Raw genomic sequence first — 24182 nt, 5'->3', positions numbered from 1 at the left:
TTCTGCTAAAAGAAATACATCTATCTTTTTTAAAACCCTTTTAGTTCTAGGGTTCGCGTATTTCTTTTGGCTCATGCTGAACATCACCTTAGAATATATTCCCTTTAATCCTGAAGTCAGCTTTCTGATGATTAAACAGACAGAAGTATCGGAAAGACCAGAATATCTTACGTTTTTCTATACTCATGTTTATACGAGCATTTTTGTACTTCTTTCGGGTTTTCTCGCTTTGCTCAGAAAGAATTTTGGACTCAAAAATTTCCACAGGAATATGGGAAAAGTATATATTTTTCTCATTCTGATCTTTGCAGCACCTTCAGGTATTTATATGGGTATTTTTGCCAACGGAGGTCTTTTGTCGAAGATTTCTTTTGTTATTTTGGGCTTTGTATGGTGGTTTTCAACATTAAAAGCGTATCAATTAGCCAGACATAAAAGGTTTAAAGAGCACAAACAGTGGATGTGGCGGAGTTTTGCATTTACGTTATCTGCTATTACCCTGAGAATGTGGAAGGTAATTATTGTATATTTATTTCATCCTAATCCTATAGATGTCTATCAGATTATTGCATGGCTGGGCTGGATTCCCAACATCCTTATTATTGAATATTTAATCACAAAAAAACTTATATGAAAATTCTAAATTACACACTGATTTCCCTGCTTACAGTTTCTCTGTTAAGCTGCAAAAAAGAGGGAAAGACTACTGAATCAGGAAAAGATTTTCTGACTGCAAAGAAAAACTCTGTGATAATCCCCGAAGTTCACAAAGAATATTACGGAATTTATACCGGTGAATTTGCCGGCATGGAAAAGGTTGTTGACCCAACAGACGGCTCAGAATATGATGTCAGCAACTACAAAAGAATTTCTTTAAAGATCAACAGAATCACCAAAGACAGTGTTTACGGACAAAGTATCGTAAATGGGAATCAGCGCCCGTTCCGAGGTGTTTTCAATGAATCCACGGCATCTTTTGTACTGGATGAACCCGGCAGTGACAAAACAGACGGAAGGTTTGAGGTAAAATTAAAAGGCGACAGCTTAACCGGAAAGTGGAATGCTTTTGATAAAACAAGTGTTAAAGCACCTTCAAAAACGCTTAAACTGACCAAAAAAGAATTTGTTTATAACCCGAATTTTATGCTGGATAAGGATTCTGACCTCGTAGACTGGTCAAACCCAAAAGAGTTTACCGAAAAATACACCGATGAAGAAACAGGAAAAACGGAAAGTTATAAAACCTCTAAAAATCGTATAGCCTCTGAAGCAATTTTCAAGCTCAATGCATCCAAGCAGAAACTCACAGAAAAAGACCTTAAAAACTTAAGAAAACTGGATCTCGAGATCATCAAAAATTCTGTATTTGCAAGACATGGTTACTCTTTCAAAAAAGAAACCTACAGAAATTTCTTTGAGCAAACAGATTGGTATATCCCTGTTTCTAATAATGTGGACAATGATCTTTCTCCTCTGGAAAAGGAAAATGTGGTTTTACTGAACCGATTTACCAAATATGCAGAGGATAAATATGATAGTTTCGGCAGATAGAGAATTGGGATTAGGGATTAGGGGGTTGAGGTTAAGCCATCACTGTTTGTCATCTTTACGAAAATATAGAGCAGCAGACAGCCTATGGCATAGCAAAGGTTATCAATCCAGGAAAAAGAGTTTCCAATGACAATATACATCAGGCTTCCAGGACGGAAGCCTAGTTTTTCTGCAATATGGAAATACTGTGCAAATTCTACCGCAAAAGAAAAAATAAGAATTCCCGGAATCAGTTTCTGATCATTTACTTTTACAAAACTCTTTACAAACGTGTAAAGAAGCATAACCACAATCACATCCCCAAGATAAGCTCTCACGAAGAAAATATCACTTAGTTTGGTGGCAATCAATACTTCTGCAAGAAAAATAAATACGGTGATAAGAAGATACTTCAGGCTGAACTGGAATTTCATTTCAAATTGAGTTTAGGCATAAAAAATCGGTATTCAGGGAACACCGATTTATTTTTACAGGAACAAATATATTATTTCTTTACTTTAATTGTACATCCGATGGCTACAGTTTTAGATGTTTTCACCGTTTCCCCCTTGATCAGAGCATTTACTGCATCCTGTGCATAATATTCCGATACATCATCCGGGTTATCATAATTATTGTCGATAGCACCAATGTATTTTACGATATTCTTTCCGTTTTCTTTTTTCAGTACAAAAACATGGGGTGTCTTTGTTGCTCCGTACTGCGGATAAATTTTCTGTCCTTCATCTACAAGATAAGGAAAAGTGAATCCTTTCTGCTTTGCTCTTTCAATCATCTGCTGATAACCGTCTTCCGGCTGTACATTGGGATCATTAGGATTGATGGCAATTACAGGATATCCCTGAGCTTTATATTTTTTATCCAGCTCAATAATCCTGTCTTCATATTTCTTTGCGTACGGGCAATGATTGCAGGTGAATATAACAATGAATCCCTTTGCGCTTTTAAAATCACTTAACGAAACCATTTTCCCGTCAATATTTTTAAGCCTAAAGTCAGTGGCTTCATCCCCTACTTCGTAGCCTTTTACAGATGAAACATTCATGTTCTTATCTGTAGTTTTATGATCATCTTTCGTTGTAAAGCTCAGTAATCCCAGCCCAACGACAAATGCGGTCATTACAATTTTCAGGTTTTTCATAATCGATTATTTATTACAGGTTTTCTTTAATTGTTTTTTCGAGATCTTCTTTGCTCATTTCACCATCGTTGAAATAGATTTTTGATCCGTTTTTATAGAACAGCGTTACCGGAATATTCCCGTCCCAGTCTTTTTCAAACCTTGGAATCCAGGTATTCATTCTTTTGATATCATCCAACAGAAGTACTTCTGCAGTAAGGTTTTTATTTTTAATGAATTTTATTACTCTTTCTTTATCAGCCAGCCTGTCTAATGAAACCAGAATCATCTTATACATCTGATTACCTGTATATTTAGTATTTACTTCCATAAAGTGAGGCAGCTCTTTTACACATGGACCGCAGGTTGTAGACCAGAAGTTCACAACAAGCAATTTATTTTGTTCCTGCTCAATACGCTTCTCCAGATCTTCATATTTTACGACAGAAACTTCTGTCTGCTGGGCTTTGAAAACCGAGCAGCATACAAACAGGGCTAATATTTTTACTATATTTTTCATTTTTAAAATACAAACAACTACAAATCATCAATATACGAAAATAAAATTCACCCATTGGATCAATTTCTTATAAAAGAATAATTTATTTGTCCATTGATTCATTTTTTTGATATTTTTACGGCTTAAATTAAAACCATGAAAAAAGCTTATTTACTGCTGCCAGTATTCTTTTTGGCATCCTGCTCAAGCAGCAATGATGATACAGATTCATCCAACAACAATCAAAACAATAATGATAACAGCCCCGTTTTAGTAACGAAAATGGTTGCTGACGGAGAGACCTCAACCTACACTTACAATGGCTCAAAAATTTCCCAGATTAAAAACATTACCAATGGTGAAGTGACCTCTTTCAGTTATTCAGGAGATCTGATTACCCAGCAGGTAACAACGGGTTCAAGCACCAGCTATAAAACAACATATGTTTATGATGGAAACAGCAGATTGAGCAAAAAAACATACAGTGAGACTTACCTTACGTCCGGAACTATTTCTACGGTAGAAACCAATTATAACTATCTTTCCGGTAATAGTGTAAAGATCACCTATACAGCAAGCTTCACCGGATCTTCAGCCGTAAGAACAGGCAGCAAAACGGCAACATTAAATGCCGACGGTTCTCTTAGCAGCTGGACAGAAACGGCATCAGTACCCAGTAATACAGGCGGTTTTCACAGTGCAACAGGCGCTTTACAACCTATTGTGTATGATACCAAAAATGTACCTTTTAAAAATATAACAGGGTTTTTAAAAATTATTGATACGGAAGATGAAAACGGGTCCGTACACAATATACTAAGTTATAATCATGTTCTTAATTATAACAACGGAGCAGGAAGTGGTGAATGGGGAATCTTTAAATGCGTTTATGAGTATAATAGCAGCGGATATCCTACAAAGAATGTCAAAACGTACTATAATAAGACAGGAACGGGGGTAACAAATAGTGAAATGAACACTTACGAATACAATCATTTATAATACAAGGGAGCGCTTAAGGCGCTCTTTTTGTTTTCATTAACACATATGTTAATTTTATCACAATTGATGGAATTATATAAATGGTTTTGTATATTTGGGTTGAATCAAAAACTAAATTACCATGAAAAAACAAAACATTCAGCCTAAAAAGCTTACAAAAAGTGAATTAAAAAGAATTAACGGAGGAGCATTTTCTCCAAGGTGTCTGCGCGGATTCTGCATGCTGCCTGACTCTGTCGAACCGGTACCGGGTCTTGTAGGAAAAGACGGTTTCTGCTGTTAATGCATACAAATTAATAAAACAATAACCCTAATCAAATCATCATGAAAAAATCAAACGCTCAAAAAAGAAAATTAACAAAAAGCGAACTGAAAGAAATTAACGGAGGTAACGGACCTGTTGTATGCCCGGAAGGACTTTGCGACAGAGGGGACGGTGAATATGTAATCGGGCCCGTAGGAAGAAACGGATACTGCTGTTAATAGCAAAAGCTTTGTTAGATACTAAAGATTGAGGCCGCTCCTCAATCTTTTTTTTCGAAGGAGAAATCTTTTGCAAAAACTTAACAATTTGAATCACAATATTTTGTAGCTATTAAAATAACTTGTAAATTAGCTTTTACCAAATTAAAATTATTATGAAAAATTCAAAAAATCAGAAAAGAAAACTTAGCAAAAATGAGCTGAAAGAGATCAGCGGAGGAGCCAACAGACCGATTTGCCCAAGAGTGATAAGCTGCACAGATCCGAATACCGGAGAAGAGCGATACGGAGTTCCCGGTATGCAGGATGGATTTTGTTGTTAACCAGGTTTATAATATTTAAACAAGGAATATGAAAAATTCAAACCTGAAAACGAGGAAACTCAACAAAGCTGAGCTCAAGAAAATCAACGGAGGGGCAGCTGCCTGCGCTGAAGGTTTATGCAAACTAAGAGGAGTCAGCCACTTCCTTATTATCGGCCCGAGGGGCAATGACGGCTACTGCTGCTAATCAGACTTTTAGTATTTAAAAAAAATGATTGGATTACCCTCCAATCATTTTTTTTATCGCATTCAGCTTCATTAAAGCTTCAATCGGTGTTAACGTATTGATATCTATTTTCGTTAGTTCTTCACGAATATTCTCCAGAACAGGATCATCGAGCTGGAAGAATGAAAGCTGCATATTTTCTTCTGTCACTCTTTTAATGCTTTCTGAAGTACTTCCACTTCCCTGAGTTCTGCTCGCTTCAAGTGTTTTAAGAATTTCATTGGCCCTGTTTACCACTTTGGCAGGCATTCCGGCCAGTTTTGCAACGTGGATACCGAAACTGTGTTCGCTTCCGCCCGGAACAAGCTTTCTCAGGAAAATGATATTTCCTTTGTTTTCCTGAATAGAAACGTGGAAATTTTTCACCCTTTCGAAATTGACGGTCATCTCATTCAATTCATGATAGTGCGTAGCAAATAATGTTTTTGCCTGCGTTGGATGCTGATGAAGATATTCTGCAATCGCCCATGCAATAGAAACTCCGTCATAAGTAGAAGTTCCACGGCCGATTTCATCTAATAAGATCAGGCTTCGTTCTGAAATATTGTTCAGAATATTGGCCGCCTCGTTCATCTCCACCATGAAAGTAGATTCTCCGGCAGAAATATTATCGGTAGCTCCTACCCTTGTAAAAATTTTATCCAGCATCCCGATCTCCGCATGTTTTGCAGGGACAAAACTTCCGATCTGTGCCAGAAGACATACAATAGCTGTCTGACGCAGAATTGCCGATTTACCAGCCATGTTAGGTCCTGTTACCATGATAATCTGCTGAGAATCCTTATCCAGGAAGATATCATTCGGGATATATTTTTCTCCTAACGGAAGTGCATTTTCAATGATCGGGTGTCTTGCTTCTTTTAAATCGATAGCATAACCGTCATTCAAAACAGGCTTTGTATAACTCTCAGATACAGCAAGTTCAGACAACCCCGCAGCCACATCAAGCTGGGCAATGATATTGGAATTCCCCTGAATCTGATCAATATAAACCATTGTTTCTCCACATACATTTCTGTACAGTGACGTTTCCAGAACGCCTATTTTTTCTTCGGCACCGAGAATCTGGTTTTCATATTCCTTCAGCTCTTCGGTAATGTATCTTTCTGCATTTACAAGAGTCTGTTTTCTTACCCAATCATCAGGAACTTTATCTTTATGCGTGTTTCGAACTTCAATATAGTATCCGAACACATTATTAAAATCAATTTTAAGGCTGGTGATTCCTGTTCTTTCAATCTCTCTCTGGCACATTTCATCTAAGAAACCCCGTCCTTTGCTCTGAAGGTTTCTCAGTCGGTCCAGCTCTTCAGAAACCCCTTCTTTGATGATATTTCCTTTGGCAATACTTACCGGAAGCTCTTCATTAAGATGATTCTGCAGGAATTTAATCAATTCTTCCAGATCAAATAAAGGCTCTAACCACGCCAGCACATCTGCATGAGGATGCAATAATGCTTTGATTTTATGGATATTAATTAAACTTTGGCGTAAATACCCAAGTTCTTTAGGTGAAATTTTCTCTGCGGCCAGTTTTCCCATTAATCTGTCAAGATCTGAAATTGATTTCAAAAGCTGGCAGATTTCATATTTCAGAGGATCATTTTCGTTCAAGAAATCAATCAGGGAAAGTCTCCTCATAATCTCATCCACCGATTTTAAAGGAAGGATAATTCTCCTTCTCAACAATCTTCCTCCCATCGGAGTAGATGTTTTATCAATGATATCCAGCAGAGATTTCCCCTGCGGATTGCTTGGATAAACAATTTCAAGGTTTCTCAGGGTAAAATTATCCATCATCAGATAATCTTCCTGAGGAATGATCTGCAGTTTCGTAATATGAGCCAGCAGATTATGATGGGTATCTTCTACGAGATACGCAAAAATAGCTCCTGCTGCTGTAATCGCCAGCGGAAGACCTTCCACTCCAAAACCTTTTAATGAATTGGTTTTAAAGTGATTTGTTAATTTTTCGTAGGCAAAATTATATTGGAAGGCCCAGTCTTCAAGCTTAAAAGCATTTTTATTTTTGATCTGCTCCGGAATCTGGGTGCTTCTCTGGAAAATAATCTCGCTCGGATCAAAAGTATTGATAATGTGTAAAAGCTTTTCCAGGTTTCCTTCGCTTACCAGAAACTCTCCTGTGGAGATATCCACTAAAGCAATTCCGTACTTCTCTTTTTCCTTGTGTAATGAAAGAAGGAAGTTGTTCTTTTTGGAATTTAAAACCTGGTCATTGAAAGTAACACCAGGCGTAACCAATTCAGTAACACCACGTTTTACAATCCCTTTCACCATTTTAGGATCTTCCAGCTGATCACAGATTGCCACACGCATTCCTGCCCTCACCAGTTTTGGAAGATAAGAATCTATGGAATGATGAGGAAAACCAGCCAGCTCCACACTTCCTTCGCCGTTATTTCTTTTGGTAAGAACAATACCCAGAATCTGGGATGTTTTCACGGCATCCTGCCCAAAAGTTTCATAAAAGTCTCCTACTCTGAAAAGTAAAAGCGCATCCGGGTATTTACCCTTGATGGTATTATACTGAGTCATTAATGGAGTTTCCTTCTTCGTCTTTGCCATAGTAAAAAATGAGCCCCAAATTTAAAAAAATAAATTCAGGGTAAGAGAATTGTTTAGGTGATAATCTTCCCGGCTTTTCTTTATCAGTAATTAATCGTATTTTTCACCCATCAAATCACATTATTTATGGAATTTCCTGTCTTAGAGACTGAAAGGCTTATTTTGCGCCGGCTTACTTTGAATGATACCCAGGACCTTTTTGAATACTTTTCTCTGGATGAAGTTATGGAATATTATGATCTTGAAACCTTCAAGACGGAAGACGACTCACGGCGCATTATCCAGCATTTTAACAGTGAATTCGAAAAAGGAAAAGGTTTCAGATGGGCTCTGGAACTGAAATCGAATGGAAAAGTTATTGGAACCTGCGGGTATCACAACTGGTACAAAGAACATTTCCGGGCTGAAATTGGTTATGAACTCAATCCCAAATTCTGGCAGCAATCCTACATGAAAGAAGCGATTCTTCCGATTCTGACCTATGGATTTGAAAGTATGAGGCTCCACCGTGTAGATGCATTCATAGATCCTTCCAATATTTCTTCCGAAAGGCTGTTATCTTCTTTAAATTTCAGCAAAGAAGGAACCTTGAAAGATTATTTTTTTGAGAAAGGGAAATTTGTAGACGCAACAATCTTTGGACTTATCAATAAATAAATTGATTTAAATCTAACGCTAAGAAGCAAAGAAAATTGATATTGATTCTTCTTATTTTCGTTCGCAAAGGCATTTCATTTAGCAATTGAAGTGCTTTACTCGCTGAGTGAAACGCCTTTGCGAACCTTTATAAATAGATTAGCTTTAAACTTGCGTTCAATGCGTTAAAATTATCTAACCTCTAATTCTTATCATTAAGAAAGGTGCTTTTCCAAAGCTTCGGAACTTTTCCTGTAGGCCCATTTTTGCTTGTAATTCACCCATTTGGCCTTGAAAAGTTTTCGCATCAGCTTGTCCGTATATCGCATAATGAAAACATGATACAGCATATTGGCAAAAACGTTTGGCTTATTTGGAAGCGCTCTTAAAGAAAGAGAAAAACCAGGCTCAAGGTATCTGTTGAAATGCCAGAATGCCCCGGGAATAAAAAGGGCATCACCATGCTCCATGAAGATTTCATATCCTTTGGCATATTTCAATGCCGGAAACTTCTCATAATCAGGATCTTCATAGTCAACCTCATAAATGGTATGAACGGATAAAGGAACTTTATATAAAAAGGGCGACTGCTTCTGATCAAAAAGCAGGATTCTTTTCTTTCCTTCAAAATGGATATGCATAAAATCACCTAAATCCACATCATAATGCATTAAAACATGCGCCTCACTTCCACCGAAAAATAAAGTCGGCAGTCTTTTAAAGAACTTTATTCCAAGATCAGGATAGGTGAAATTTTTCAGTAACTCGGGAAGCCTGTCTGTAATGATATAGAAAAAAATTCGCAGATCTGAAGGTTTGCTTTTGATGGTATCAATATAGTCCTTCATTTTCATCCGGGTCACCGGAGCATCAGAACTTTTTGCAGCATCAGCCGGTTTGTTATCATACAGCGGAACTTCCTGATCTCCTGCTTTTTCTTTGATATAGGCAAGATTCCATTTGTCAAAAGCTTCCCATCGGCTGGCAAAATTCTTAATTAAAAGAGGTTTCTGCTTTTTAAAATAATTTTTCTGAAAATCTTCTTTACTGATATCATCTACAATATCTACGTTTTCGAGGATCATGTACTTTGTATTTAATGCGAAATAAAAATAGTGTTTTTTTGAAACCTGAGAAAATTTAGATTAAAAGCGAGGGAAGCTGGAGGATGGATGCCGGAAGTTAATATTTGTCTGTAAACGCCTATACATCATTTCATAAAAAGATTTTATCAAATGACATAGACCTCTCTTCGGCTTCAATAACTTCCCTAGTCCTGCTTCACACTTCCTTACTTTATTGGCAGAGCTCATATGAAAAATTTATATTTGTAGTAATAAGTGAATTTATGAGAGTCTACAATACCAAACATTTCATTAAAATCCTTTTCAGCTTACACAAAAGTGATACCTTAAAAATTCTTTTTCCGAGTATGGTTCTTGTAGGGCTGTATTCATGGGGAATTCAGTATCTGGAAGTTGAATATTTGCACCTTACCACAAAATCAGGAGTGAGCAATGTAGGTATGATCCATTCTTTGCTCGGTTTTGTGCTTTCACTTTTGCTGGTTTTCAGAACGAATACTGCCTATGACAGATGGTGGGAAGGTCGAAAACTTTGGGGGAAACTGGTGAATGACACGAGAAACTTTGCGATAAAAATCAATACTATTCTTGGTGATAACCGCCAGGATGCTGAGCAGATTGCCAGATATTTAAAATATTTCCCGCACTTTTTAGCCAAACATCTTTCCAAGGAATCTACAAGGCTGGCTTTGGATGAAGATTATTCTGAAATTGAAAGCTCGTTGAAAAACCATGGACCAAGTGAAATTGTTATTCTATTAAGCCATAAACTGAATCAATTAAAAAAAGAAGGAAAAGTTTCTGAAGTTGAAATGCTGTACTTAGACACCCAGCTTTCCGGATTTCTGGATGTATGCGGAGGTTGTGAAAGAATCAAAAATACTCCGATTCCTTACTCCTATTCTTCTTTCATCAAGAAGTTTATTATTCTGTATGTTTTTGCGCTGCCTATTGCTTACGTTATTACGATCGGGCTTTTTATGATTCCGCTTACTGTTTTTGTGTATTATGTTTTGATGAGTCTGGAGCTTATTGCAGAAGAAATTGAAGACCCGTTCAATAATGATGAAAATGATATTCCTATGGAAACCTTAGCTCAGAACATTGAGAAAAATGTACAGCAGATTATGATCAGAAAATAAAAAATCAAGCTTTTAAAGCTTGATTTCTTTAAGTTCGCCGTCCTGCTTTATCTCTACAAATTTGCTTTCCCTGTTGGCAGCAGAATATCCGTAGAAAAATGTGCTGTATATAGGAGTGGAATACAGATAGGCTCCATAGCCGTTATAAGCATCTGAGGTTCCTGTCTGCTGCTGGTAACTTGCCGTTGCCGTAAAGTTGACAATAGTTTCAAGATAATATTTACCGGGTTTGAGTTTTTCAAATTTAAATCTCCCATGGTCATCGGTTAAAGCTTCCACTCTGTATTTAAAAGCCTCTTCTGACATATATACGGTGGTTTTTTTATTTTCATATTTCTTTCTCATGTTATAAAATTCCTCAAAATAAGGAGTAACAGGAAAAAGCATGACAACCGTACCTTTGGGAGCATAATGCTTTTCTCCAAGTAATGGTTTGATTCCCCAGTTGTTTTTTTGTTTGGTAGAAGCCACTCCTTCAATGGTAGAGTTTCCAAATCCAAGCATGTCTCTTGCGAGCTTTTTATCAAAAAAAGCTTGAGGATAATAAGTATTTTGTGCACTCAGGTAAATAAATCCCCATATTAATATGAATAATGTGAATAATTTTTTCATAGTATATTTTTGAGTCAAATATAAGTATTTTACTATTTTTGAATTAAAAATAGCTATGAAGTACATGTTTCTATTGTTTTTTTCCACTTCTGTCCTGATCATGGCACAGAAACCTTGTGGATATAAAGACGGATTACAGGAAGGAGCCTGTAAAGAATTTTATGACAATGGCCAGGTAAAAAATACCGTGGAATGGAAAAAAGGGAAACTGGATGGCGATGCTGTTTTTTATTATGATAACGGAAAAGTGCAGTCGAAAGGAGAATATAAAAAAGGATATAAAGTAAAAGAATGGTCGTATTTTGACAAAAATGGAGTTCTTACGTCCAAGGAAGTTTTCAGAAATGGGGAGAAGAATATTTATGATAACAGCCTTACCGCTACTTTTTATTCTCCTGCAGGTAAAATAACTGAAATTTCCAATTATAAATTCAATAAATTACAGGGTGAAAGCAAGACCTTTCATGAAGATGGGAAATCAATAAAAGATATTGGCCAGTATGACAACGGACTGGCTACCGGAAAGTGGAAAGTATTTTATCCATCAGGAAAATTACAGCGTGAAACTGAACTTGCCAACGATAAAAGAAACGGCAACAGAGTTCATTACCGTGAAGACGGAAGCATAGAAAAAACAGAGGTCTATAAAGACGGAAAATTAATCTCAACAAAATAATACAATTGGTACAGAAACTAAAACTGGAAGAACTTAACAGAATAGATGTAGAAACATTTAAGAAGGTTGAAAAAATTCCGTTGGTCATCATTTTAGATAATATCAGAAGTATGCACAACGTAGGTGCAGCTTTCAGAACGGCAGATGCGTTTTTAATTGAAAAAATAATCCTTTGCGGAATTACACCGCAGCCGCCCCATCGGGAGATTCATAAAGCGGCATTGGGAGCCACGGAAAGTGTAGACTGGTCTCATGACGCAGATACCAATAACGCGATTGCTGATCTGAAAAGCAAAGGATACGAAATTATCGGGATTGAGCAGACTACAGGAAGCCGGCTTATTACCGATTTCACCATTGACAGATCAAAAAAATATGCCCTAATTTTAGGAAACGAAGTGGAAGGAATCAGCGATGAGGTTCTCCCGAATATTGATGTATTTTTAGAAATTCCTCAGCTTGGGACGAAGCATTCTCTTAATGTAAGTGTGTGCGCCGGAATTGTGATGTGGGAATTTGCAAAAGCATTAAAATAAAAAAACTGCATATGTCCTTAGTAGACAGTGCAGTTTGAAATAAATCTAATAAAAAGTAAAAATGAAAGGCGACAAAGGTACTTTATTTTTTTTTACAAACAAATTTTGACGGCACTTTTTTTGTTTCATCTTAAAAAAAGTCGTGTTTTCAGAAAAAGTTTCATTTAATTTTTTATAAATTAGCACAATGTTTATCAAGGACTATATCTCAAAAGACTTTCCGTGTTTTAGCCTGTCTGACTCTATAGAGTCGGCCAGAAATATGTTGGAAGACTTTGGATATTCCCATGTTTTCATCAAAAAATCCCATCACTTCTACGGAGCTCTTGCCATGGATTTCCTGTATGAGGAAGATGGCGGAACACTGAAGGATCTGGAACACCAGATTGAACGTTTTGCCATTCTGGAGGACAATAATATTATGGACAGTATCCGTCTGTTTTATACCTTCAGCAGCAATGTGATTCCGGTGATTAATAAAAATGAGAAATATCTTGGGTACATTACCTGCGAAGATGTTTTTCAGGACCTTTCCCGTTATCCTTTATTTTCAGAAACAGGAGCTATTCTTACCGTAGAAACTCCGGCCAGAAAATATTCTATGACGGAAATTACCAACATTGTAGAAAGCAACAATTCGAAGTTTTACGGAGGGTTTATAAGCTTTATGTCTGAAGAGGTAGTTCAGGTCACCATAAAGATCAGCAATGAAAACCTTGCCTCGATAGACGCTACTTTTGACCGGTATGACTACAGAATCGTTGAAAAATATTATTCTGATGAGAAAACCGATCTGTTTAAAGACCGTTATGGTTTTTTACAAAAATTCATAGAAATATAACATGAAGGCAGCCATATATTCTCAGAAAAAGGATCTTGATACTTTTCTATATTTAAGTAAGTTTATCTCTGAACTTGAAGCAAGAGATGTAAAATCTGTTCTGTATGATGAAATGGCTGAAGCACTTCAGTTTTCAAAAATATTCGAAACGTTCAATTCCAAACAGGATCTTCTGGATAAAGAAGTGGATCTGTTTTTCACTTTTGGTGGAGACGGAACCATTGTAAACTCACTGACATTTATTGAAGATCTTGAAATTCCGGTGGTAGGAGTGAATACAGGAAGACTTGGTTTTTTAGCTTTTTTCACGAAAGAAGAAGCCTTTAAGGAACTGGATTCCATCTTAAAAGGAAATGTAAAAACAAGCCGCCGTTCTGTCATCGAAGTGGTTTCTCCAAAACTGGAGGGAGTTTTTCCTTACGCATTAAACGACGTTACCGTTTCCCGAAAAGAAACAACATCCATGATCACCGTTGACTCATATATCAATGACGAGTTTTTGAATGTATTCTGGGGTGACGGCGTGATCATTTCAACACCTACAGGTTCTACCGCCTACTCTCTGAGCTGCGGAGGCCCTATCATTTCTCCCAATAATGAAAATTTTGTCATTACTCCTATTGCTCCTCACAATCTGAATGTGAGACCGTTGGTTGTGAATGATAAAGTAGAAATAAAATTCAGGGTGGAAAGCCGTGTACCACAATACTCTCTTTCTTTAGACTCCCGACTGATACATATAGAAACCGACAAGGAAATCATCATTAAAAAGGCAAAATTCCAGCTTCTTCTGGTGCAGCCCAACAGTTTGAGTTTCTATGAAACCATCCGTCAGAAGCTCCTTTGGGGCAGAGATAAAAGAAACTAGTAATTTCTTAAAAATGATTACCTTTACACGAAATTAAAACACCTAATAAATTTATAATAAAAAGTAAAACATGAGCAGAATTTTTCCGGCAGGAGTTGCCACAGGTCAGTTAGTTACTGATATCTTTCAGTATGCTAAAGAAAACAAATTTGCATTACCTGCAGTAAACGTAATTGGATCAAGCAACGTAAACGCTACGATGGAAACTGCAGCGAAATTAAACGCTCCTGTAATTATTCAGTTTTCAAATGGAGGAGCTGCTTTCAATGCAGGGAAAGGATTAAGCAATGACGGACAAAAGTCTGCAATCTTAGGAGCAATTGCTGGAGCAAAACATATTCACACTCTTGCAGAAGCTTACGGAGCAACGGTAATTCTACACACAGACCACTGTGCAAAGAAATTACTTCCTTGGATCGACGGATTGATGGATGCTAACGAAGAATTCTTCAAGCAGACAGGAAAATCTCTTTACTCTTCTCACATGTTGGACCTTTCTGAAGAGTCTTTAGAAGAAAACCTTGAAATTTCTGCTAAATATTTCGAAAGAATGGCTAAGCTTCAGATGACTCTTGAAGTAGAAATCGGGGTAACAGGAGGTGAAGAAGATGGTGTTGACAACTCAGATGTTGATAACTCAAAATTATATACTCAGCCTGAAGATGTAGCGTATACTTATGAAAAATTAAAAGCTATTTCTGATAACTTCACAATCGCCGCTGCTTTCGGTAACGTACACGGAGTTTACAAACCAGGTAACGTAGTTCTTACGCCGAAAATCCTTGACAATTCTCAGAAATATGTTCAGGAAAAATTCGGAACAGCTGCCAAGCCTATCAACTTTGTATTCCATGGAGGTTCAGGATCTACTTTAGAGGAGATCAGAGAGGCTATCGACTACGGAGTTATCAAAATGAACATTGATACTGACCTTCAGTTTGCATACACAGAAGGTATTAGAGATTATATGGTAAACAATATTGATTATTTAAGAGCTCAGATCGGAAACCCTGAAGGAGAAGAAAAACCTAACAAAAAATTCTATGACCCAAGAGTTTGGGTAAGAAAAGGTGAGGACACATTCTCTGCAAGATTGGTGAAAGCATTTGAAGATTTAAATAACGTAGATACTTTAAAATAAGAACTGTACATTTGTACCAATGTAAAAAAGTATTCATAGAAATGCATTTACATTGGTACATTTTACATTTATACATTAATACAAGCAAAAATGGCATTCGACTGGTTTAAAAGAAAAGCAAAAAACATTACCACTTCTACTGATGAGAAAAAAGACGTTCCCAAAGGCCTTTGGCATCAGACTCCATCCGGAAAAGTAGTGGAACATGATGAACTAAAGAGAAATAACTATGTTTCTCCTGAAGACGGATTTCATGTAAGAATAGGAAGTGCAGAATTTTTTGACATCCTTTTTGACGGTGGTAAATTTACCGAACTGGATGCCAATGTTGAAAGTATTGATATCTTAAACTTCAAAGATACAAAGCCTTATAAAGACCGTTTGAAGGAAGTAAAAGCTAAAACAAAGCTTACAGACTCTATCAGAAACGCTGTAGGAACTGTAAAAGGAACTGAAATGGTAGTTTCATGTATGGATTTTGCTTTCATCGGTGGATCTTTGGGTTCTGTAATGGGAGAAAAGATCAGAAGAGCGGTAGATTACTGTATTGCACACAAACTTCCGTATATGATTATCTGTCAGTCCGGAGGAGCAAGAATGCAGGAAGCCACTTACTCTTTGATGCAGCTGGCAAAAGTTCAGGCTAAATTAGCTCAGCTTTCTGAAGCTGGACTTTTATACATCGCTTACCTTTGCGACCCTACATTCGGAGGAATCACTGCTTCTTTCGCAATGACTGCTGATATCATCATGGCAGAACCGGGAGCACTGATTGGTTTCGCAGGACCAAGAGTAATCCGTGAAACGATTGGTAGAGATCTACCGGAAGGATTCCAGACATCAGAATTCTTACAGGAAAAAGGATTTGTAGATTTCATCGTAAAAAGAACTGAAATTCAGGATACGGTTGCCAAAACAGTTAATTTATTAACTGTAAAAGCATAGTATTTGTAACAAAAACAATACAATCTCTCTCTAATTAGGGAGAGATTTTTATTTATGAGGACTTTTAAGATATTTTTCAATACCATCCGAAGCATGAGTTTTAAAAAGATTATCCGTCTTTTATCACTTGTTCTTCCCCATCCTCTTTTCGCTTTACTGAGTTTTTATGCAACAGTAAAAGCGTTTACCATTGCACAGAAAAAATTTCCTGATACAGCCTCCAACAATGGAATTGGAAACGCCTTCAGACATGCGCTGTGGTGCTGCTTCATTATGATGTACTGCTGTAAAATTTCTTCTCCGAAAAAAGCACTTGATTTCTGCAAAAGAATAACAGATATGCATGAAGAGCTTTTTCCGAATGAACCTTTGGAAACCAAAATGGATCTCCATAACAACAAAATCGGAATGGATTATTTCATGGAAATTTTACCGGGAATTCACCGCCAGTTTTTTGAAAAAAGCTTCTTTGTAGATGCATTAATCAAAAAAATGGATGAAGCTAAGGTTCTGAAAAATCTGGATGATGATTTTGAAGGACATCTTGTTTACCTGAAGGAGTAAATAAATCATTTTATCTTAAACGCTGAGGATCGCAAGGAAAATTTAAAAAATTTATGCATATTTTCGTCCGCAAGGGCATTTCATTCAGCTATGTTCTCTAATTTAAATTCTCTTTGCTGACTGCTACGAAAAATCAACCTTCATCATTAAAAACCTTTGCGTGCATTGCGTTAACAATATACTTTAAGATTAGAAGCCATCATTAGTTCTCTTTGGCACCAGAATAACAAAAGACTTTAGTTATTTTTGTGGTTTAAAGTATTTTTGATAAGTTTAAACAATTAAATCAATCAGATGGTTCTCAGCAGAATTTGGTCGGCTTTCATTATCATTGCCATTGCCATTGCCAGTATAAAATATGTTTCGTCAGGTAACTACAAAACCATTTTCAATGATATGGTGGTAGGAAAAGGTGGTGATACAGTGAAGATTGCATCCCAGCCTATGAACAGCCTCTCTCCTGTTGTCAGAGACAGCCTGATGAAAAAAAATGATTTTGCAGACAGCAGAATTCACTATACAACAGATTCTTTAAAGCAAAATGTAAATGTTTATCGCGTTCAGGAAGCCGATGGAGTTATTGGAACTTCAGAAACAGCCGTAAAGATCTGTCTTGGTCTTATCGGAATCATGACTTTATTTATGGGATTCATGAGCATTGCTGAAAAAGCAGGCGGCATCAATCTTCTAAGCCGTTTGATTCAGCCCTTTTTCTCCAAATTATTTCCGGAAATTCCAAAAAACCATCCTGCATTCGGACATATGCTGATGAACTTCAGTGCGAACCTGTTGGGATTGGATAATGCTGCAACCCCTTTTGGTTTAAAAGCCATGGAAAGCCTTCAGACCTTAAATCCCAATAAAGATACCGCCAGCAATTCACAGATCATGTTTCTGTGTCTTCATGCCGGAGGTATGACCTTAATTCCCGTGTCAATTATTGCTATCCGAGCTTCTATGGGATCTAAAACCCCTACAGATATTTTCCTACCATGTATGATTGCCACTTTTGCCGCTACACTGGCTGCGATGATTATTGTTTCTTTATACCAGAAAATCAATCTTCTGCGTCCGGTAGTAATTGCTTATGTAGGTGGAATTTCGGCTATTATTGCTTTATTGGTTCTATACCTTGTGCAATTGAGTAAAGATGAACTGGATGACTTCAGTAAAGTATTGAGTAATGGTTTAATTCTGTTTATCTTCCTTGCGATTGTATTAGGAGCCGTTTATAAAAAGATCAACGTTTTTGATGCTTTTATTGAAGGGGCAAAAGAAGGTTTTACAACTTGTGTTAAAATTATTCCTTATCTCGTTGGGATGTTAATTGCAATTTCGTTATTAAGAACTTCCGGTGTATTTGATGTAATCATTGACGGAATGAAGTGGGTAGCCAACGTTGCCAATATGGACCCGAGATTTGTTGATGGACTTCCAACTGCACTGATCAAACCTTTATCCGGTTCAGGAGCCAGAGGAATGATGGTAGATACGATGACAACATTCGGAGCTGATAGTTTCCAGGGGAAATTAGCCGCAGTGCTTCAGGGAAGCTCAGATACGACGTTCTACGTGATTGCAGTTTATTTTGGCGCCGTAGCCGTTAAGAATACAAGATACACGGTAATTGCCATGCTTCTGGCCGATCTGGTGGGAATTATTACATCCATTGCTCTGGCATATTTATTCTTTGCTTAATGAATGTTATTAAATTTTTTGCTGTGATAAGCGTTTTCCTGCTATTTATTAACTGTAAAAAAGGTACGGTTAATAAAAAGACGGGAAATAGTACTGTTCCACAAAAATTTACCGACTATATTGATTTCCAATACGATGAAGTAATCGCTTTTGCCAATGTCAATCCGATGGATTATTATGATGGTGATTTTGATAAAGAGTTAAATCCAAAAAGTTTTAAAGATACCATCAGTGTCAAACTGAATTCAGTTCAGATCAAAGAGCTTAATGATATTTTGAGCGGAAGAAAAAGTCAGGACATAAATTCAGACACGAAAATCGCTGATTGTTTTTATCCAAGACATAATATTATATTTTTAAATCAAAATAAAATTGTGAATCATCTTGTCATTTGCTTTGAATGTAATCAGGTAAAAGGAAGCAAACCTTCAAAGGCAAGTATGAAAAATTATCAGGATTTTTTCAGTTCTTTGGGACTGAAGATATTTGATAATCCGATTGAGCATTCAACTTATTATGACTCTATTCAACAGATCCATAAAACAAAATCAAATAACTTCACGAAATATTTCCTGAATTTCCAATTTAAAATTTAAGTTATGATCACAGATAAAGAATTCACATTAAGGCTCATACGCCAATTAACCCAGGCATTGGAAAAATTGATTCTGGATAAACCTGAAGAAAGTCTAATGCAGAAAGAACTGGATTTTGACACATTGATGAGAGACATTTTCAAAATGAACTTTACAGAAGTTGCTTCTAAAACTAAGGAAGAAATGATTGCCATCGTCAATGAAAGGCAGGAAAGAGATCACAAAGATTATTATGAAATGCTGGGAAATCTTTTCTACTTTAACAGCAGACACGATCAAAACAAAGATTTTCAGGATAAAGCAAAGACATTCTACGAGCTTTATCTTCAGACCAGCGGTATTTTTGCCCTTCCGGTCATCAACAGAATAAATGAATTGAAAAAAGCACTTGAATAAAGTGCTTTTGTATTGTTAGAAGGTAATTTTATAAGTTCCGGTTGAAGATGTATTGGCTTTTTCTGCTTTTACATATTTCTTAACCCAGGCCACAGATGTGGATGAAACACAAGGATCTGAAATCCCGCCGGCTCTTCTTGCAGACACTACATTTCCTGCTTTATCTACGGTGTAAGCAATGGTAATCGATCCGCTTGCTGTACAACTGTGTGAGGGCTGCGCTCCGCCTCTTCCCATTGTTCCCGGAATATAACCAACCAATTTTCTGTCGATTCCTACTTTACTGTCACCATTTCCATCACCGCCTAAAGGATCTCCCGCATTTCCGATACCATCACCGGTTCCCTGGCTTCCGGCTTTAGTTCCTCTTCCTTTAATCAGGTTGCCTATGGCTGCGGTTCCTTTTCCGTCACCATTTCCTGTTTTTGAGTTAGCGGTAGCGGCTCCTGATTTTTTAGTATTTTTTGAAGCACTCGTGCTGGTTGCTTCTTTTTTCTCAGCTTTTTTGGATTCCTCTTTTTTAGGAACGGTTGTTTTTGAATTGTTTCCTGTAATAACCTTCTCTTTAACCTCTGTTTTCTTTGGCTCCGGAGTTGGTACTGGCTCAGGTTTTATAACTGTTTTTGTTTCCGGAACCGGAGTTTCTGCAGGCTCTGGAGTTACTTCTTCAGTTGCAGCGGCAAGGCTTCCCGGCTGTTCGGCAGGTTCTTCAATTCCCTTTCCGTTTCTGTTATCTCCAAAGTTCACCAGCATGGTAGTCACCACTTCAGGATCTTTATCCAGTTCAGGTTTTAATTTATATAAAAAAACAAAAAGCAAAATAGCAGCCCAGATCAGAATAGAAAGCAGTGCGCTCTTTACTCTGTCTTTATTTTCTTCGTTTCTGTTTGCTGTATAGCTTTTCATCTTAAAACGTAATTCTTTCCGGAAATCCGGATATGTTATTTGTCTTTAACGGTTGCAATAGCAATATTAAATTTATGTTTCTCAGCAATTTCCATCACAAAAACAACATCTTTATGCAATGTGTTTTCATCTGCTCTGATCGTAAATGATTTATTGGTCTGGCTGGCTAATTTATCTACAATGATTTGCTCCAGTTCTCCTTTATTGGCAGGATTATCATCTACAAAAAATGAACCGTCCGGCTTGATGCTTACCGTTAAAGGATTGGGAATATTATCATCAACTGCTCCGGCTTTCGGAAGATTCACATCGATGGCACTTTGATTGGCCGCCGAAGAGGTAATCATAAAGAAAATCAGCATCAACAGGATAACGTCTGTCATCGCTGCTAAACTGAATTCCGGATTCGCTTTATTTCTTCTTTGAATTTTCATCGTAAGAAAGATTTATAAAGGTTTGTTGATAAGGTCTAAAAATTCTCCTGACATATTCTGGGCTTTCAGGACAAATTTATCAATTCTTGTCAGTAGAATATTATAACAGAAGTTGGCAGGAATCGCTACAGCCAAACCTACAGCGGTCTGCCCTAAAGCGGTATAAATACCTTCTGAAAGTGTTTTCGGAGAGAATGATCCTGTTGCGTGAGATAGATTAAAGAAAGCAATAATCATCCCGATTACTGTTCCGAGAAGTCCCAGCATCGGTGCGATACTCGGTACAACAGCCAAAAGGTTCAGATTTTTTTCCATATTGGCAACCTCTACCTGTGCCTGTGATTCCATAGCACTTACAATATCAGAAACGGGACGTCCTAATCTGGAAATTCCTTTTTCTAAAATTCTTCCTTCCGGAGAGTTCTGGGTTTTGCAGTAATCTGCTGCTGCCTCTATTTTTCCGGCCTTGATGAAGTCTTCGATATTGTTCATGAAGTTGGAATCTGTTTTTGATGTCAGCCTTTTGATAAAGAAAAACCTTTCAAAAAACAGGTATAGAGAAAACACTCCCAATAGTAATACAGTGACCATCACTATTTTAGCGAAGGCTCCTCCATGGAACATAATTTTCCAGAATGAGAACTCCAAGTTGTCTGCAGCAACTGCAGGGGTAGCGATTTGTGCGAATAAAATCTGAGAAAGTTCCGTTAACAGCATTAAATGTAAATTTTATTAAATTTCAACGACAAATGTAGGAGAATATTATGAATTGAACTCTTAAAAATTGCTTAAAAACAACTTAAAATTTGTTACAATTTTACAAACAGCAAATTTCTTTCCAAAAATAATTTGAAAAGAAATGTACAGTTAAAAAGGCAGAAGCTCGGTTAGTCTTCTTCTACCTCAATATCATCTTGTTTAAATTCGCATTTTAATCTAAAAGGGATCGGTGTATCTGATCCGGTATAGAAATCATCAATAGTTCCTTTCCAGATAACCTGAAGCTCCCCTTCTTCATTTTTTTCAAAAAGAAGCTCATTATCATAGATATAGGCATCTTCGTCATCAAAAAGGTCTACTTCTGTATAGGTTTCTTCATCAGAGTCATTGATTGTGATGGTCTTCCCTTCTATTTCCGCCGATTCGATAGGAAAATCAAAAACTTCAAGTGAAAGCTGCGGAAAGTTGTACTGTAATGAATCATCGTCCACGTGATCCAAACTGTCATCCGTAATCACTTCAACCTCTAAAAAATGTTGCTGGTTGCTGTAAACGGCCTTACAATAAGTATTTCTGATATTGTATTTTAGCGTTTCGTCCGGATGGTAAATTTTTAAAATCCCTTTCATTTTTTCTTAAAAAAGAACTGTAATAATATGATTGTTAAACGTTTTAGACAAAGATAAAAAATTGATTCAAAGTTAAAAGGATTTTGAAAATAATTTTTTAAAATCAATGCATTCAATAAGCATGAATATCCCAATAATACTTACTTTTGTTTTCATAAAGATTGTGAGATGAAAAACATTTTATCAAAAAGTATTCTGGGCTTGGGGTTGATGATCGGTCTTGCTTCCTGCAAAAAATCGGATTCTCCCCTTACAAAAGTGACACCTAGCAACCTGGATTCTATCGCTTCGAACTATTATGAGCAATATCTTAAGTTATATCCTTTAGATGCTACAGCACAAGGAGATACAAGATATAACGACCAGCTTCCTATCAATATTGATAAAGATTTTATCTCAGGAGAGGTAGCGTTCTACAATTCTGTACAGAAACAGCTGGAACATGTAGATTACAAAAGTCTTTCTGATGAGGATAAAGTGGTATATGATGTATTGGATTATACTTTAAAAGATAAAATTGAGGGCTATGCCTATCATCCGGAATATATTCCTTTCACTCAGTTCGGAGGGCTGCCACTTACTTTCCCATTGTATGGAAGCGGACAGGGCAATCAGCCTTTTAAAACCGAAAAAGACTATAGTGACTGGCTGAAAAGAATGGAAAAATTTCCGGAGTGGATGAATGCTGCTGCGGACAACTTCCGTGAAGGAATCAACAATAAAATAGTGCTTCCTAAAAAACTGGTTATCAAAATGATTCCTCAGATGAGAGCTGAGGAAATCACTACTTCCGATATGGAAAAGAATATTTTCTACGGCCCTGTTAAAAATTTCCCTAAAAACTTTACAGAGGCTCAGAAAGAAAAATTCTCAGCACTTTACAAAGATGCTATTACGAAAAAAATCATCCCGGCTTATACTAAAATGGGAACATTTTTAGAAAAAGAATACCTGCCAAAGGCAAGAGATACGGATGGATATAACAGCCTTCCTAACGGCAATGAAATCTACAACTATTATGTAAAAAGCTGGACGACCACAAAGAAATCACCTGAAGAGATCAATAAGATCGGGCTTCAACAGGTCGCAATGCTTCGCGCAGAAATGGAGAAAGTAAAACAGCAGGTAGGTTTTACCGGAACGTTGGAAGAATTTATCACTTTTGTTAAGACGGATCCAAAGGCAATGACTTTTAAAACATCTAAGGAAGTTTTAAATGCATTCAACGGGATCTTAACGAAAATCACTCCGAAGCTGAAAACAATGTTTAATGTAACGCCAAAAACAAAGTTTGAGATCAGACAGACAGAGAAATTCAGAGAGGCAAGTGCCAGCGCAGAATATATGCCGGGAACTCCGGATGGAAAAAGAGCAGGTATATTTTATGTTCCGCTTCCTGATCCTACCAAATTCAACGTTACTTCGGGAATGGAATCTCTTTTCCTTCATGAGGCGATTCCGGGGCATCACTATCAGGTTTCTCTTCAGCAGGAAAATACAAGTCTTCCTAAATTCATGAGATTCGGATGGTTGGGAGCATATGGTGAAGGATGGGCTCATTATTGTGAAACATTAGGTCCTGAATTCGGTTTATATACTGATCCTTACCAGAAGATGGGATATTTAAGCGATCAGATGCTGAGAGCAGTAAGACTTGTAGTAGATACAGGACTGCATACCGGAAAAATGTCAAGAGAAGAAGCCATCAGATATTTCTTAAGCAACATTTCTTATGATGAAGCATCGGCCACTGCAGAAGTAGAAAGATATATGGCAATGCCGGGACAGGCTTTAGGCTACAAAATAGGATCCTTAAGAATCCGTGAGCTGAGAGAAAAATATCAGAAAGAACTGGGAAACAAATTCAATCTGGCAAGCTTCCATGATGAAGTTTTAAGCCAGGGATGTCTTCCGCTGGACGTTCTGAACAGAAAAATGGAGCTTTGGGCTCAAAAGCAAAAATAGTT

General features: G+C 37.1%; 29 protein-coding genes. 19 read left to right on the top strand and 10 right to left on the bottom strand.

Features of this window, described 5'->3' with window-relative positions:
- Positions 1 to 73: 73 nt before the first annotated feature.
- Complete coding sequence (locus tag V0410_RS15750; protein ID WP_330744809.1) at positions 74 to 634, top strand: DUF2306 domain-containing protein; 561 nt, start codon at positions 74 to 76, stop codon at positions 632 to 634.
- Positions 631 to 1551 carry a YARHG domain-containing protein gene (locus tag V0410_RS15745; protein ID WP_330744808.1) on the top strand — a complete coding sequence of 307 codons (921 nt, stop codon included), beginning with the start codon at positions 631 to 633 and terminating at the stop codon, positions 1549 to 1551. Before V0410_RS15750 ends, V0410_RS15745 begins: the two co-directional genes overlap by 4 nt.
- Positions 1552 to 1568: 17 nt before the next feature.
- Here the strand turns inward: V0410_RS15745 and V0410_RS15740 are convergent, their stop codons facing one another.
- The 3 genes from V0410_RS15740 to V0410_RS15730 form a co-directional block, all read right to left on the bottom strand.
- On the bottom strand, positions 1569 to 1964 hold the full coding sequence (locus V0410_RS15740) for a ribosomal maturation YjgA family protein (RefSeq protein ID WP_330744807.1): 396 nt from the start codon (positions 1962 to 1964) through the stop codon (positions 1569 to 1571).
- A gap of 71 nt (positions 1965 to 2035) precedes the next feature.
- Complete coding sequence (locus tag V0410_RS15735) at positions 2036 to 2692, bottom strand: thioredoxin family protein (protein WP_330744806.1); 657 nt, start codon at positions 2690 to 2692, stop codon at positions 2036 to 2038.
- A 13-nt stretch (positions 2693 to 2705) separates the two neighbouring features.
- Positions 2706 to 3191: a TlpA family protein disulfide reductase gene (locus tag V0410_RS15730; protein ID WP_330744805.1), complete on the bottom strand. Its 486-nt coding sequence runs from the start codon at positions 3189 to 3191 to the stop codon at positions 2706 to 2708.
- A gap of 135 nt (positions 3192 to 3326) precedes the next feature.
- On the opposite strand from V0410_RS15730, the gene V0410_RS15725 reads away from it, so the two are divergent.
- The 4 genes from V0410_RS15725 to V0410_RS15710 all read left to right on the top strand — a co-directional run bounded on the left by V0410_RS15725 (position 3327) and on the right by V0410_RS15710 (position 4978).
- Positions 3327 to 4172: a hypothetical protein gene (locus tag V0410_RS15725; protein ID WP_330744804.1), complete on the top strand. Its 846-nt coding sequence runs from the start codon at positions 3327 to 3329 to the stop codon at positions 4170 to 4172.
- A 121-nt stretch (positions 4173 to 4293) separates the two neighbouring features.
- Positions 4294 to 4455, top strand: a complete 162-nt coding sequence (locus V0410_RS15720; RefSeq protein ID WP_171006249.1) for a hypothetical protein — start codon at positions 4294 to 4296, stop codon at positions 4453 to 4455.
- Positions 4456 to 4496: 41 nt separating this feature from the next.
- Positions 4497 to 4655, top strand: a complete 159-nt coding sequence (locus V0410_RS15715) for a hypothetical protein (RefSeq protein WP_162800871.1) — start codon at positions 4497 to 4499, stop codon at positions 4653 to 4655.
- Positions 4656 to 4810: 155 nt separating this feature from the next.
- The gene (locus V0410_RS15710; protein WP_202842062.1) at positions 4811 to 4978 is read left to right on the top strand and encodes a bacteriocin; all 168 of its coding nucleotides are present in this window, start codon (positions 4811 to 4813) and stop codon (positions 4976 to 4978) included.
- Between the two features lie 220 nt (positions 4979 to 5198).
- Here the strand turns inward: V0410_RS15710 and mutS are convergent, their stop codons facing one another.
- Positions 5199 to 7790 (bottom strand): DNA mismatch repair protein MutS, encoded by a 2592-nt coding sequence (mutS, locus tag V0410_RS15705; protein WP_330744803.1) that lies wholly within the window; start codon positions 7788 to 7790, stop codon positions 5199 to 5201.
- Positions 7791 to 7916: 126 nt separating this feature from the next.
- Here mutS and V0410_RS15700 point away from each other — a divergent pair, with 126 nt between their 5' ends.
- On the top strand, positions 7917 to 8447 hold the full coding sequence (locus V0410_RS15700) for a GNAT family N-acetyltransferase (protein ID WP_330744802.1): 531 nt from the start codon (positions 7917 to 7919) through the stop codon (positions 8445 to 8447).
- Between the two features lie 194 nt (positions 8448 to 8641).
- On the opposite strand, the gene V0410_RS15695 is transcribed toward V0410_RS15700, so the two are convergent.
- Positions 8642 to 9511, bottom strand: a complete 870-nt coding sequence (locus V0410_RS15695) for a cupin-like domain-containing protein (protein ID WP_330744801.1) — start codon at positions 9509 to 9511, stop codon at positions 8642 to 8644.
- Positions 9512 to 9774: 263 nt separating this feature from the next.
- Between V0410_RS15695 and V0410_RS15690 the strand changes: the two genes are divergently transcribed.
- On the top strand, positions 9775 to 10653 hold the full coding sequence (locus tag V0410_RS15690) for a bestrophin family protein (protein WP_110009020.1): 879 nt from the start codon (positions 9775 to 9777) through the stop codon (positions 10651 to 10653).
- 12 nt (positions 10654 to 10665) lie between these two features.
- Here the strand turns inward: V0410_RS15690 and V0410_RS15685 are convergent, their stop codons facing one another.
- Positions 10666 to 11265 (bottom strand): hypothetical protein, encoded by a 600-nt coding sequence (locus tag V0410_RS15685; protein ID WP_227941281.1) that lies wholly within the window; start codon positions 11263 to 11265, stop codon positions 10666 to 10668.
- Positions 11266 to 11329: 64 nt separating this feature from the next.
- Between V0410_RS15685 and V0410_RS15680 the strand changes: the two genes are divergently transcribed.
- The 10 genes from V0410_RS15680 (at position 11330) to V0410_RS15635 (ending at position 19526) form a co-directional block, all read left to right on the top strand.
- Positions 11330 to 11941 carry a toxin-antitoxin system YwqK family antitoxin gene (locus tag V0410_RS15680; RefSeq protein ID WP_330744800.1) on the top strand — a complete coding sequence of 204 codons (612 nt, stop codon included), beginning with the start codon at positions 11330 to 11332 and terminating at the stop codon, positions 11939 to 11941.
- A gap of 5 nt (positions 11942 to 11946) precedes the next feature.
- Positions 11947 to 12477, top strand: coding sequence for an RNA methyltransferase (locus tag V0410_RS15675; protein WP_110009018.1), 531 nt, complete (start codon positions 11947 to 11949; stop codon positions 12475 to 12477).
- Between the two features lie 187 nt (positions 12478 to 12664).
- Positions 12665 to 13318, top strand: a complete 654-nt coding sequence (locus V0410_RS15670; protein WP_110009017.1) for a CBS domain-containing protein — start codon at positions 12665 to 12667, stop codon at positions 13316 to 13318.
- A gap of 1 nt (position 13319) precedes the next feature.
- Positions 13320 to 14186 carry an NAD kinase gene (locus tag V0410_RS15665; protein ID WP_110009016.1) on the top strand — a complete coding sequence of 289 codons (867 nt, stop codon included), beginning with the start codon at positions 13320 to 13322 and terminating at the stop codon, positions 14184 to 14186.
- A gap of 70 nt (positions 14187 to 14256) precedes the next feature.
- A complete protein-coding gene (fbaA, locus tag V0410_RS15660) occupies positions 14257 to 15327 on the top strand; it encodes a class II fructose-bisphosphate aldolase (RefSeq protein WP_137904522.1) in 1071 nt (356 codons plus the stop codon).
- A gap of 90 nt (positions 15328 to 15417) precedes the next feature.
- Positions 15418 to 16272 carry an acetyl-CoA carboxylase, carboxyltransferase subunit beta gene (accD, locus tag V0410_RS15655; RefSeq protein WP_105700341.1) on the top strand — a complete coding sequence of 285 codons (855 nt, stop codon included), beginning with the start codon at positions 15418 to 15420 and terminating at the stop codon, positions 16270 to 16272.
- Between the two features lie 54 nt (positions 16273 to 16326).
- On the top strand, positions 16327 to 16836 hold the full coding sequence (locus V0410_RS15650; RefSeq protein ID WP_110009013.1) for a DUF6973 domain-containing protein: 510 nt from the start codon (positions 16327 to 16329) through the stop codon (positions 16834 to 16836).
- 294 nt (positions 16837 to 17130) lie between these two features.
- Positions 17131 to 18534 carry a nucleoside recognition domain-containing protein gene (locus V0410_RS15645; RefSeq protein ID WP_330744799.1) on the top strand — a complete coding sequence of 468 codons (1404 nt, stop codon included), beginning with the start codon at positions 17131 to 17133 and terminating at the stop codon, positions 18532 to 18534.
- Positions 18534 to 19130 carry a hypothetical protein gene (locus tag V0410_RS15640; protein ID WP_330744798.1) on the top strand — a complete coding sequence of 199 codons (597 nt, stop codon included), beginning with the start codon at positions 18534 to 18536 and terminating at the stop codon, positions 19128 to 19130. The genes V0410_RS15645 and V0410_RS15640 overlap by 1 nt, the downstream gene beginning before the upstream one ends.
- Positions 19131 to 19133: 3 nt before the next feature.
- On the top strand, positions 19134 to 19526 hold the full coding sequence (locus tag V0410_RS15635; protein ID WP_137904524.1) for a hypothetical protein: 393 nt from the start codon (positions 19134 to 19136) through the stop codon (positions 19524 to 19526).
- Between the two features lie 15 nt (positions 19527 to 19541).
- Here the strand turns inward: V0410_RS15635 and V0410_RS15630 are convergent, their stop codons facing one another.
- The 4 genes from V0410_RS15630 to V0410_RS15615 all read right to left on the bottom strand — a co-directional run bounded on the left by V0410_RS15630 (position 19542) and on the right by V0410_RS15615 (position 22215).
- The gene (locus V0410_RS15630; RefSeq protein ID WP_330744797.1) at positions 19542 to 20432 is read right to left on the bottom strand and encodes a ferric siderophore ABC transporter substrate-binding protein; all 891 of its coding nucleotides are present in this window, start codon (positions 20430 to 20432) and stop codon (positions 19542 to 19544) included.
- Positions 20433 to 20467: 35 nt separating this feature from the next.
- Positions 20468 to 20866: an ExbD/TolR family protein gene (locus V0410_RS15625; RefSeq protein WP_062672905.1), complete on the bottom strand. Its 399-nt coding sequence runs from the start codon at positions 20864 to 20866 to the stop codon at positions 20468 to 20470.
- Positions 20867 to 20878: 12 nt separating this feature from the next.
- The gene (locus V0410_RS15620) at positions 20879 to 21583 is read right to left on the bottom strand and encodes a MotA/TolQ/ExbB proton channel family protein (protein ID WP_047426580.1); all 705 of its coding nucleotides are present in this window, start codon (positions 21581 to 21583) and stop codon (positions 20879 to 20881) included.
- Positions 21584 to 21753: 170 nt separating this feature from the next.
- Positions 21754 to 22215 carry a hypothetical protein gene (locus V0410_RS15615; RefSeq protein WP_330744796.1) on the bottom strand — a complete coding sequence of 154 codons (462 nt, stop codon included), beginning with the start codon at positions 22213 to 22215 and terminating at the stop codon, positions 21754 to 21756.
- Positions 22216 to 22383: 168 nt separating this feature from the next.
- Between V0410_RS15615 and V0410_RS15610 the strand changes: the two genes are divergently transcribed.
- Positions 22384 to 24180 carry a DUF885 domain-containing protein gene (locus V0410_RS15610; protein WP_330744795.1) on the top strand — a complete coding sequence of 599 codons (1797 nt, stop codon included), beginning with the start codon at positions 22384 to 22386 and terminating at the stop codon, positions 24178 to 24180.
- Positions 24181 to 24182 lie beyond the last annotated feature (2 nt).

It is taken from the genome of Chryseobacterium sp. CP-77 (assembly GCF_036362765.1).
GTDB classification, from domain to species: domain Bacteria; phylum Bacteroidota; class Bacteroidia; order Flavobacteriales; family Weeksellaceae; genus Chryseobacterium; species Chryseobacterium cupriresistens.
This window is presented reverse-complemented; position numbering and strand designations above follow the sequence as displayed.

Excerpts from the sequence above, each read along its gene's own strand:
- V0410_RS15610 (WP_330744795.1), top strand. The coding sequence starts at position 22,384 with ATGAAAAACATTTTATCAAAAAGTATTCTGGGCTTGGGGTTGATGATC.
- V0410_RS15680 (WP_330744800.1), top strand. The coding sequence starts at position 11,330 with ATGTTTCTATTGTTTTTTTCCACTTCTGTCCTGATCATGGCACAGAAA.
- V0410_RS15630 (WP_330744797.1), bottom strand. The coding sequence starts at position 20,432 with ATGAAAAGCTATACAGCAAACAGAAACGAAGAAAATAAAGACAGAGTA.
- V0410_RS15635 (WP_137904524.1), top strand. The coding sequence starts at position 19,134 with ATGATCACAGATAAAGAATTCACATTAAGGCTCATACGCCAATTAACC.
- V0410_RS15750 (WP_330744809.1), top strand. The coding sequence starts at position 74 with ATGCTGAACATCACCTTAGAATATATTCCCTTTAATCCTGAAGTCAGC.
- V0410_RS15640 (WP_330744798.1), top strand. The coding sequence starts at position 18,534 with ATGAATGTTATTAAATTTTTTGCTGTGATAAGCGTTTTCCTGCTATTT.
- V0410_RS15645 (WP_330744799.1), top strand. The coding sequence starts at position 17,131 with ATGGTTCTCAGCAGAATTTGGTCGGCTTTCATTATCATTGCCATTGCC.
- V0410_RS15725 (WP_330744804.1), top strand. The coding sequence starts at position 3,327 with ATGAAAAAAGCTTATTTACTGCTGCCAGTATTCTTTTTGGCATCCTGC.
- V0410_RS15670 (WP_110009017.1), top strand. The coding sequence starts at position 12,665 with ATGTTTATCAAGGACTATATCTCAAAAGACTTTCCGTGTTTTAGCCTG.
- V0410_RS15715 (WP_162800871.1), top strand. The coding sequence starts at position 4,497 with ATGAAAAAATCAAACGCTCAAAAAAGAAAATTAACAAAAAGCGAACTG.
- V0410_RS15700 (WP_330744802.1), top strand. The coding sequence starts at position 7,917 with ATGGAATTTCCTGTCTTAGAGACTGAAAGGCTTATTTTGCGCCGGCTT.
- V0410_RS15695 (WP_330744801.1), bottom strand. The coding sequence starts at position 9,511 with ATGATCCTCGAAAACGTAGATATTGTAGATGATATCAGTAAAGAAGAT.
- mutS (WP_330744803.1), bottom strand. The coding sequence starts at position 7,790 with ATGGCAAAGACGAAGAAGGAAACTCCATTAATGACTCAGTATAATACC.
- V0410_RS15745 (WP_330744808.1), top strand. The coding sequence starts at position 631 with ATGAAAATTCTAAATTACACACTGATTTCCCTGCTTACAGTTTCTCTG.
- V0410_RS15735 (WP_330744806.1), bottom strand. The coding sequence starts at position 2,692 with ATGAAAAACCTGAAAATTGTAATGACCGCATTTGTCGTTGGGCTGGGA.
- V0410_RS15650 (WP_110009013.1), top strand. The coding sequence starts at position 16,327 with ATGAGGACTTTTAAGATATTTTTCAATACCATCCGAAGCATGAGTTTT.
- V0410_RS15620 (WP_047426580.1), bottom strand. The coding sequence starts at position 21,583 with ATGCTGTTAACGGAACTTTCTCAGATTTTATTCGCACAAATCGCTACC.
- V0410_RS15740 (WP_330744807.1), bottom strand. The coding sequence starts at position 1,964 with ATGAAATTCCAGTTCAGCCTGAAGTATCTTCTTATCACCGTATTTATT.
- V0410_RS15685 (WP_227941281.1), bottom strand. The coding sequence starts at position 11,265 with ATGAAAAAATTATTCACATTATTCATATTAATATGGGGATTTATTTAC.
- V0410_RS15730 (WP_330744805.1), bottom strand. The coding sequence starts at position 3,191 with ATGAAAAATATAGTAAAAATATTAGCCCTGTTTGTATGCTGCTCGGTT.
- V0410_RS15690 (WP_110009020.1), top strand. The coding sequence starts at position 9,775 with ATGAGAGTCTACAATACCAAACATTTCATTAAAATCCTTTTCAGCTTA.
- V0410_RS15710 (WP_202842062.1), top strand. The coding sequence starts at position 4,811 with ATGAAAAATTCAAAAAATCAGAAAAGAAAACTTAGCAAAAATGAGCTG.
- V0410_RS15720 (WP_171006249.1), top strand. The coding sequence starts at position 4,294 with ATGAAAAAACAAAACATTCAGCCTAAAAAGCTTACAAAAAGTGAATTA.
- V0410_RS15625 (WP_062672905.1), bottom strand. The coding sequence starts at position 20,866 with ATGAAAATTCAAAGAAGAAATAAAGCGAATCCGGAATTCAGTTTAGCA.
- fbaA (WP_137904522.1), top strand. The coding sequence starts at position 14,257 with ATGAGCAGAATTTTTCCGGCAGGAGTTGCCACAGGTCAGTTAGTTACT.
- accD (WP_105700341.1), top strand. The coding sequence starts at position 15,418 with ATGGCATTCGACTGGTTTAAAAGAAAAGCAAAAAACATTACCACTTCT.
- V0410_RS15615 (WP_330744796.1), bottom strand. The coding sequence starts at position 22,215 with ATGAAAGGGATTTTAAAAATTTACCATCCGGACGAAACGCTAAAATAC.
- V0410_RS15665 (WP_110009016.1), top strand. The coding sequence starts at position 13,320 with ATGAAGGCAGCCATATATTCTCAGAAAAAGGATCTTGATACTTTTCTA.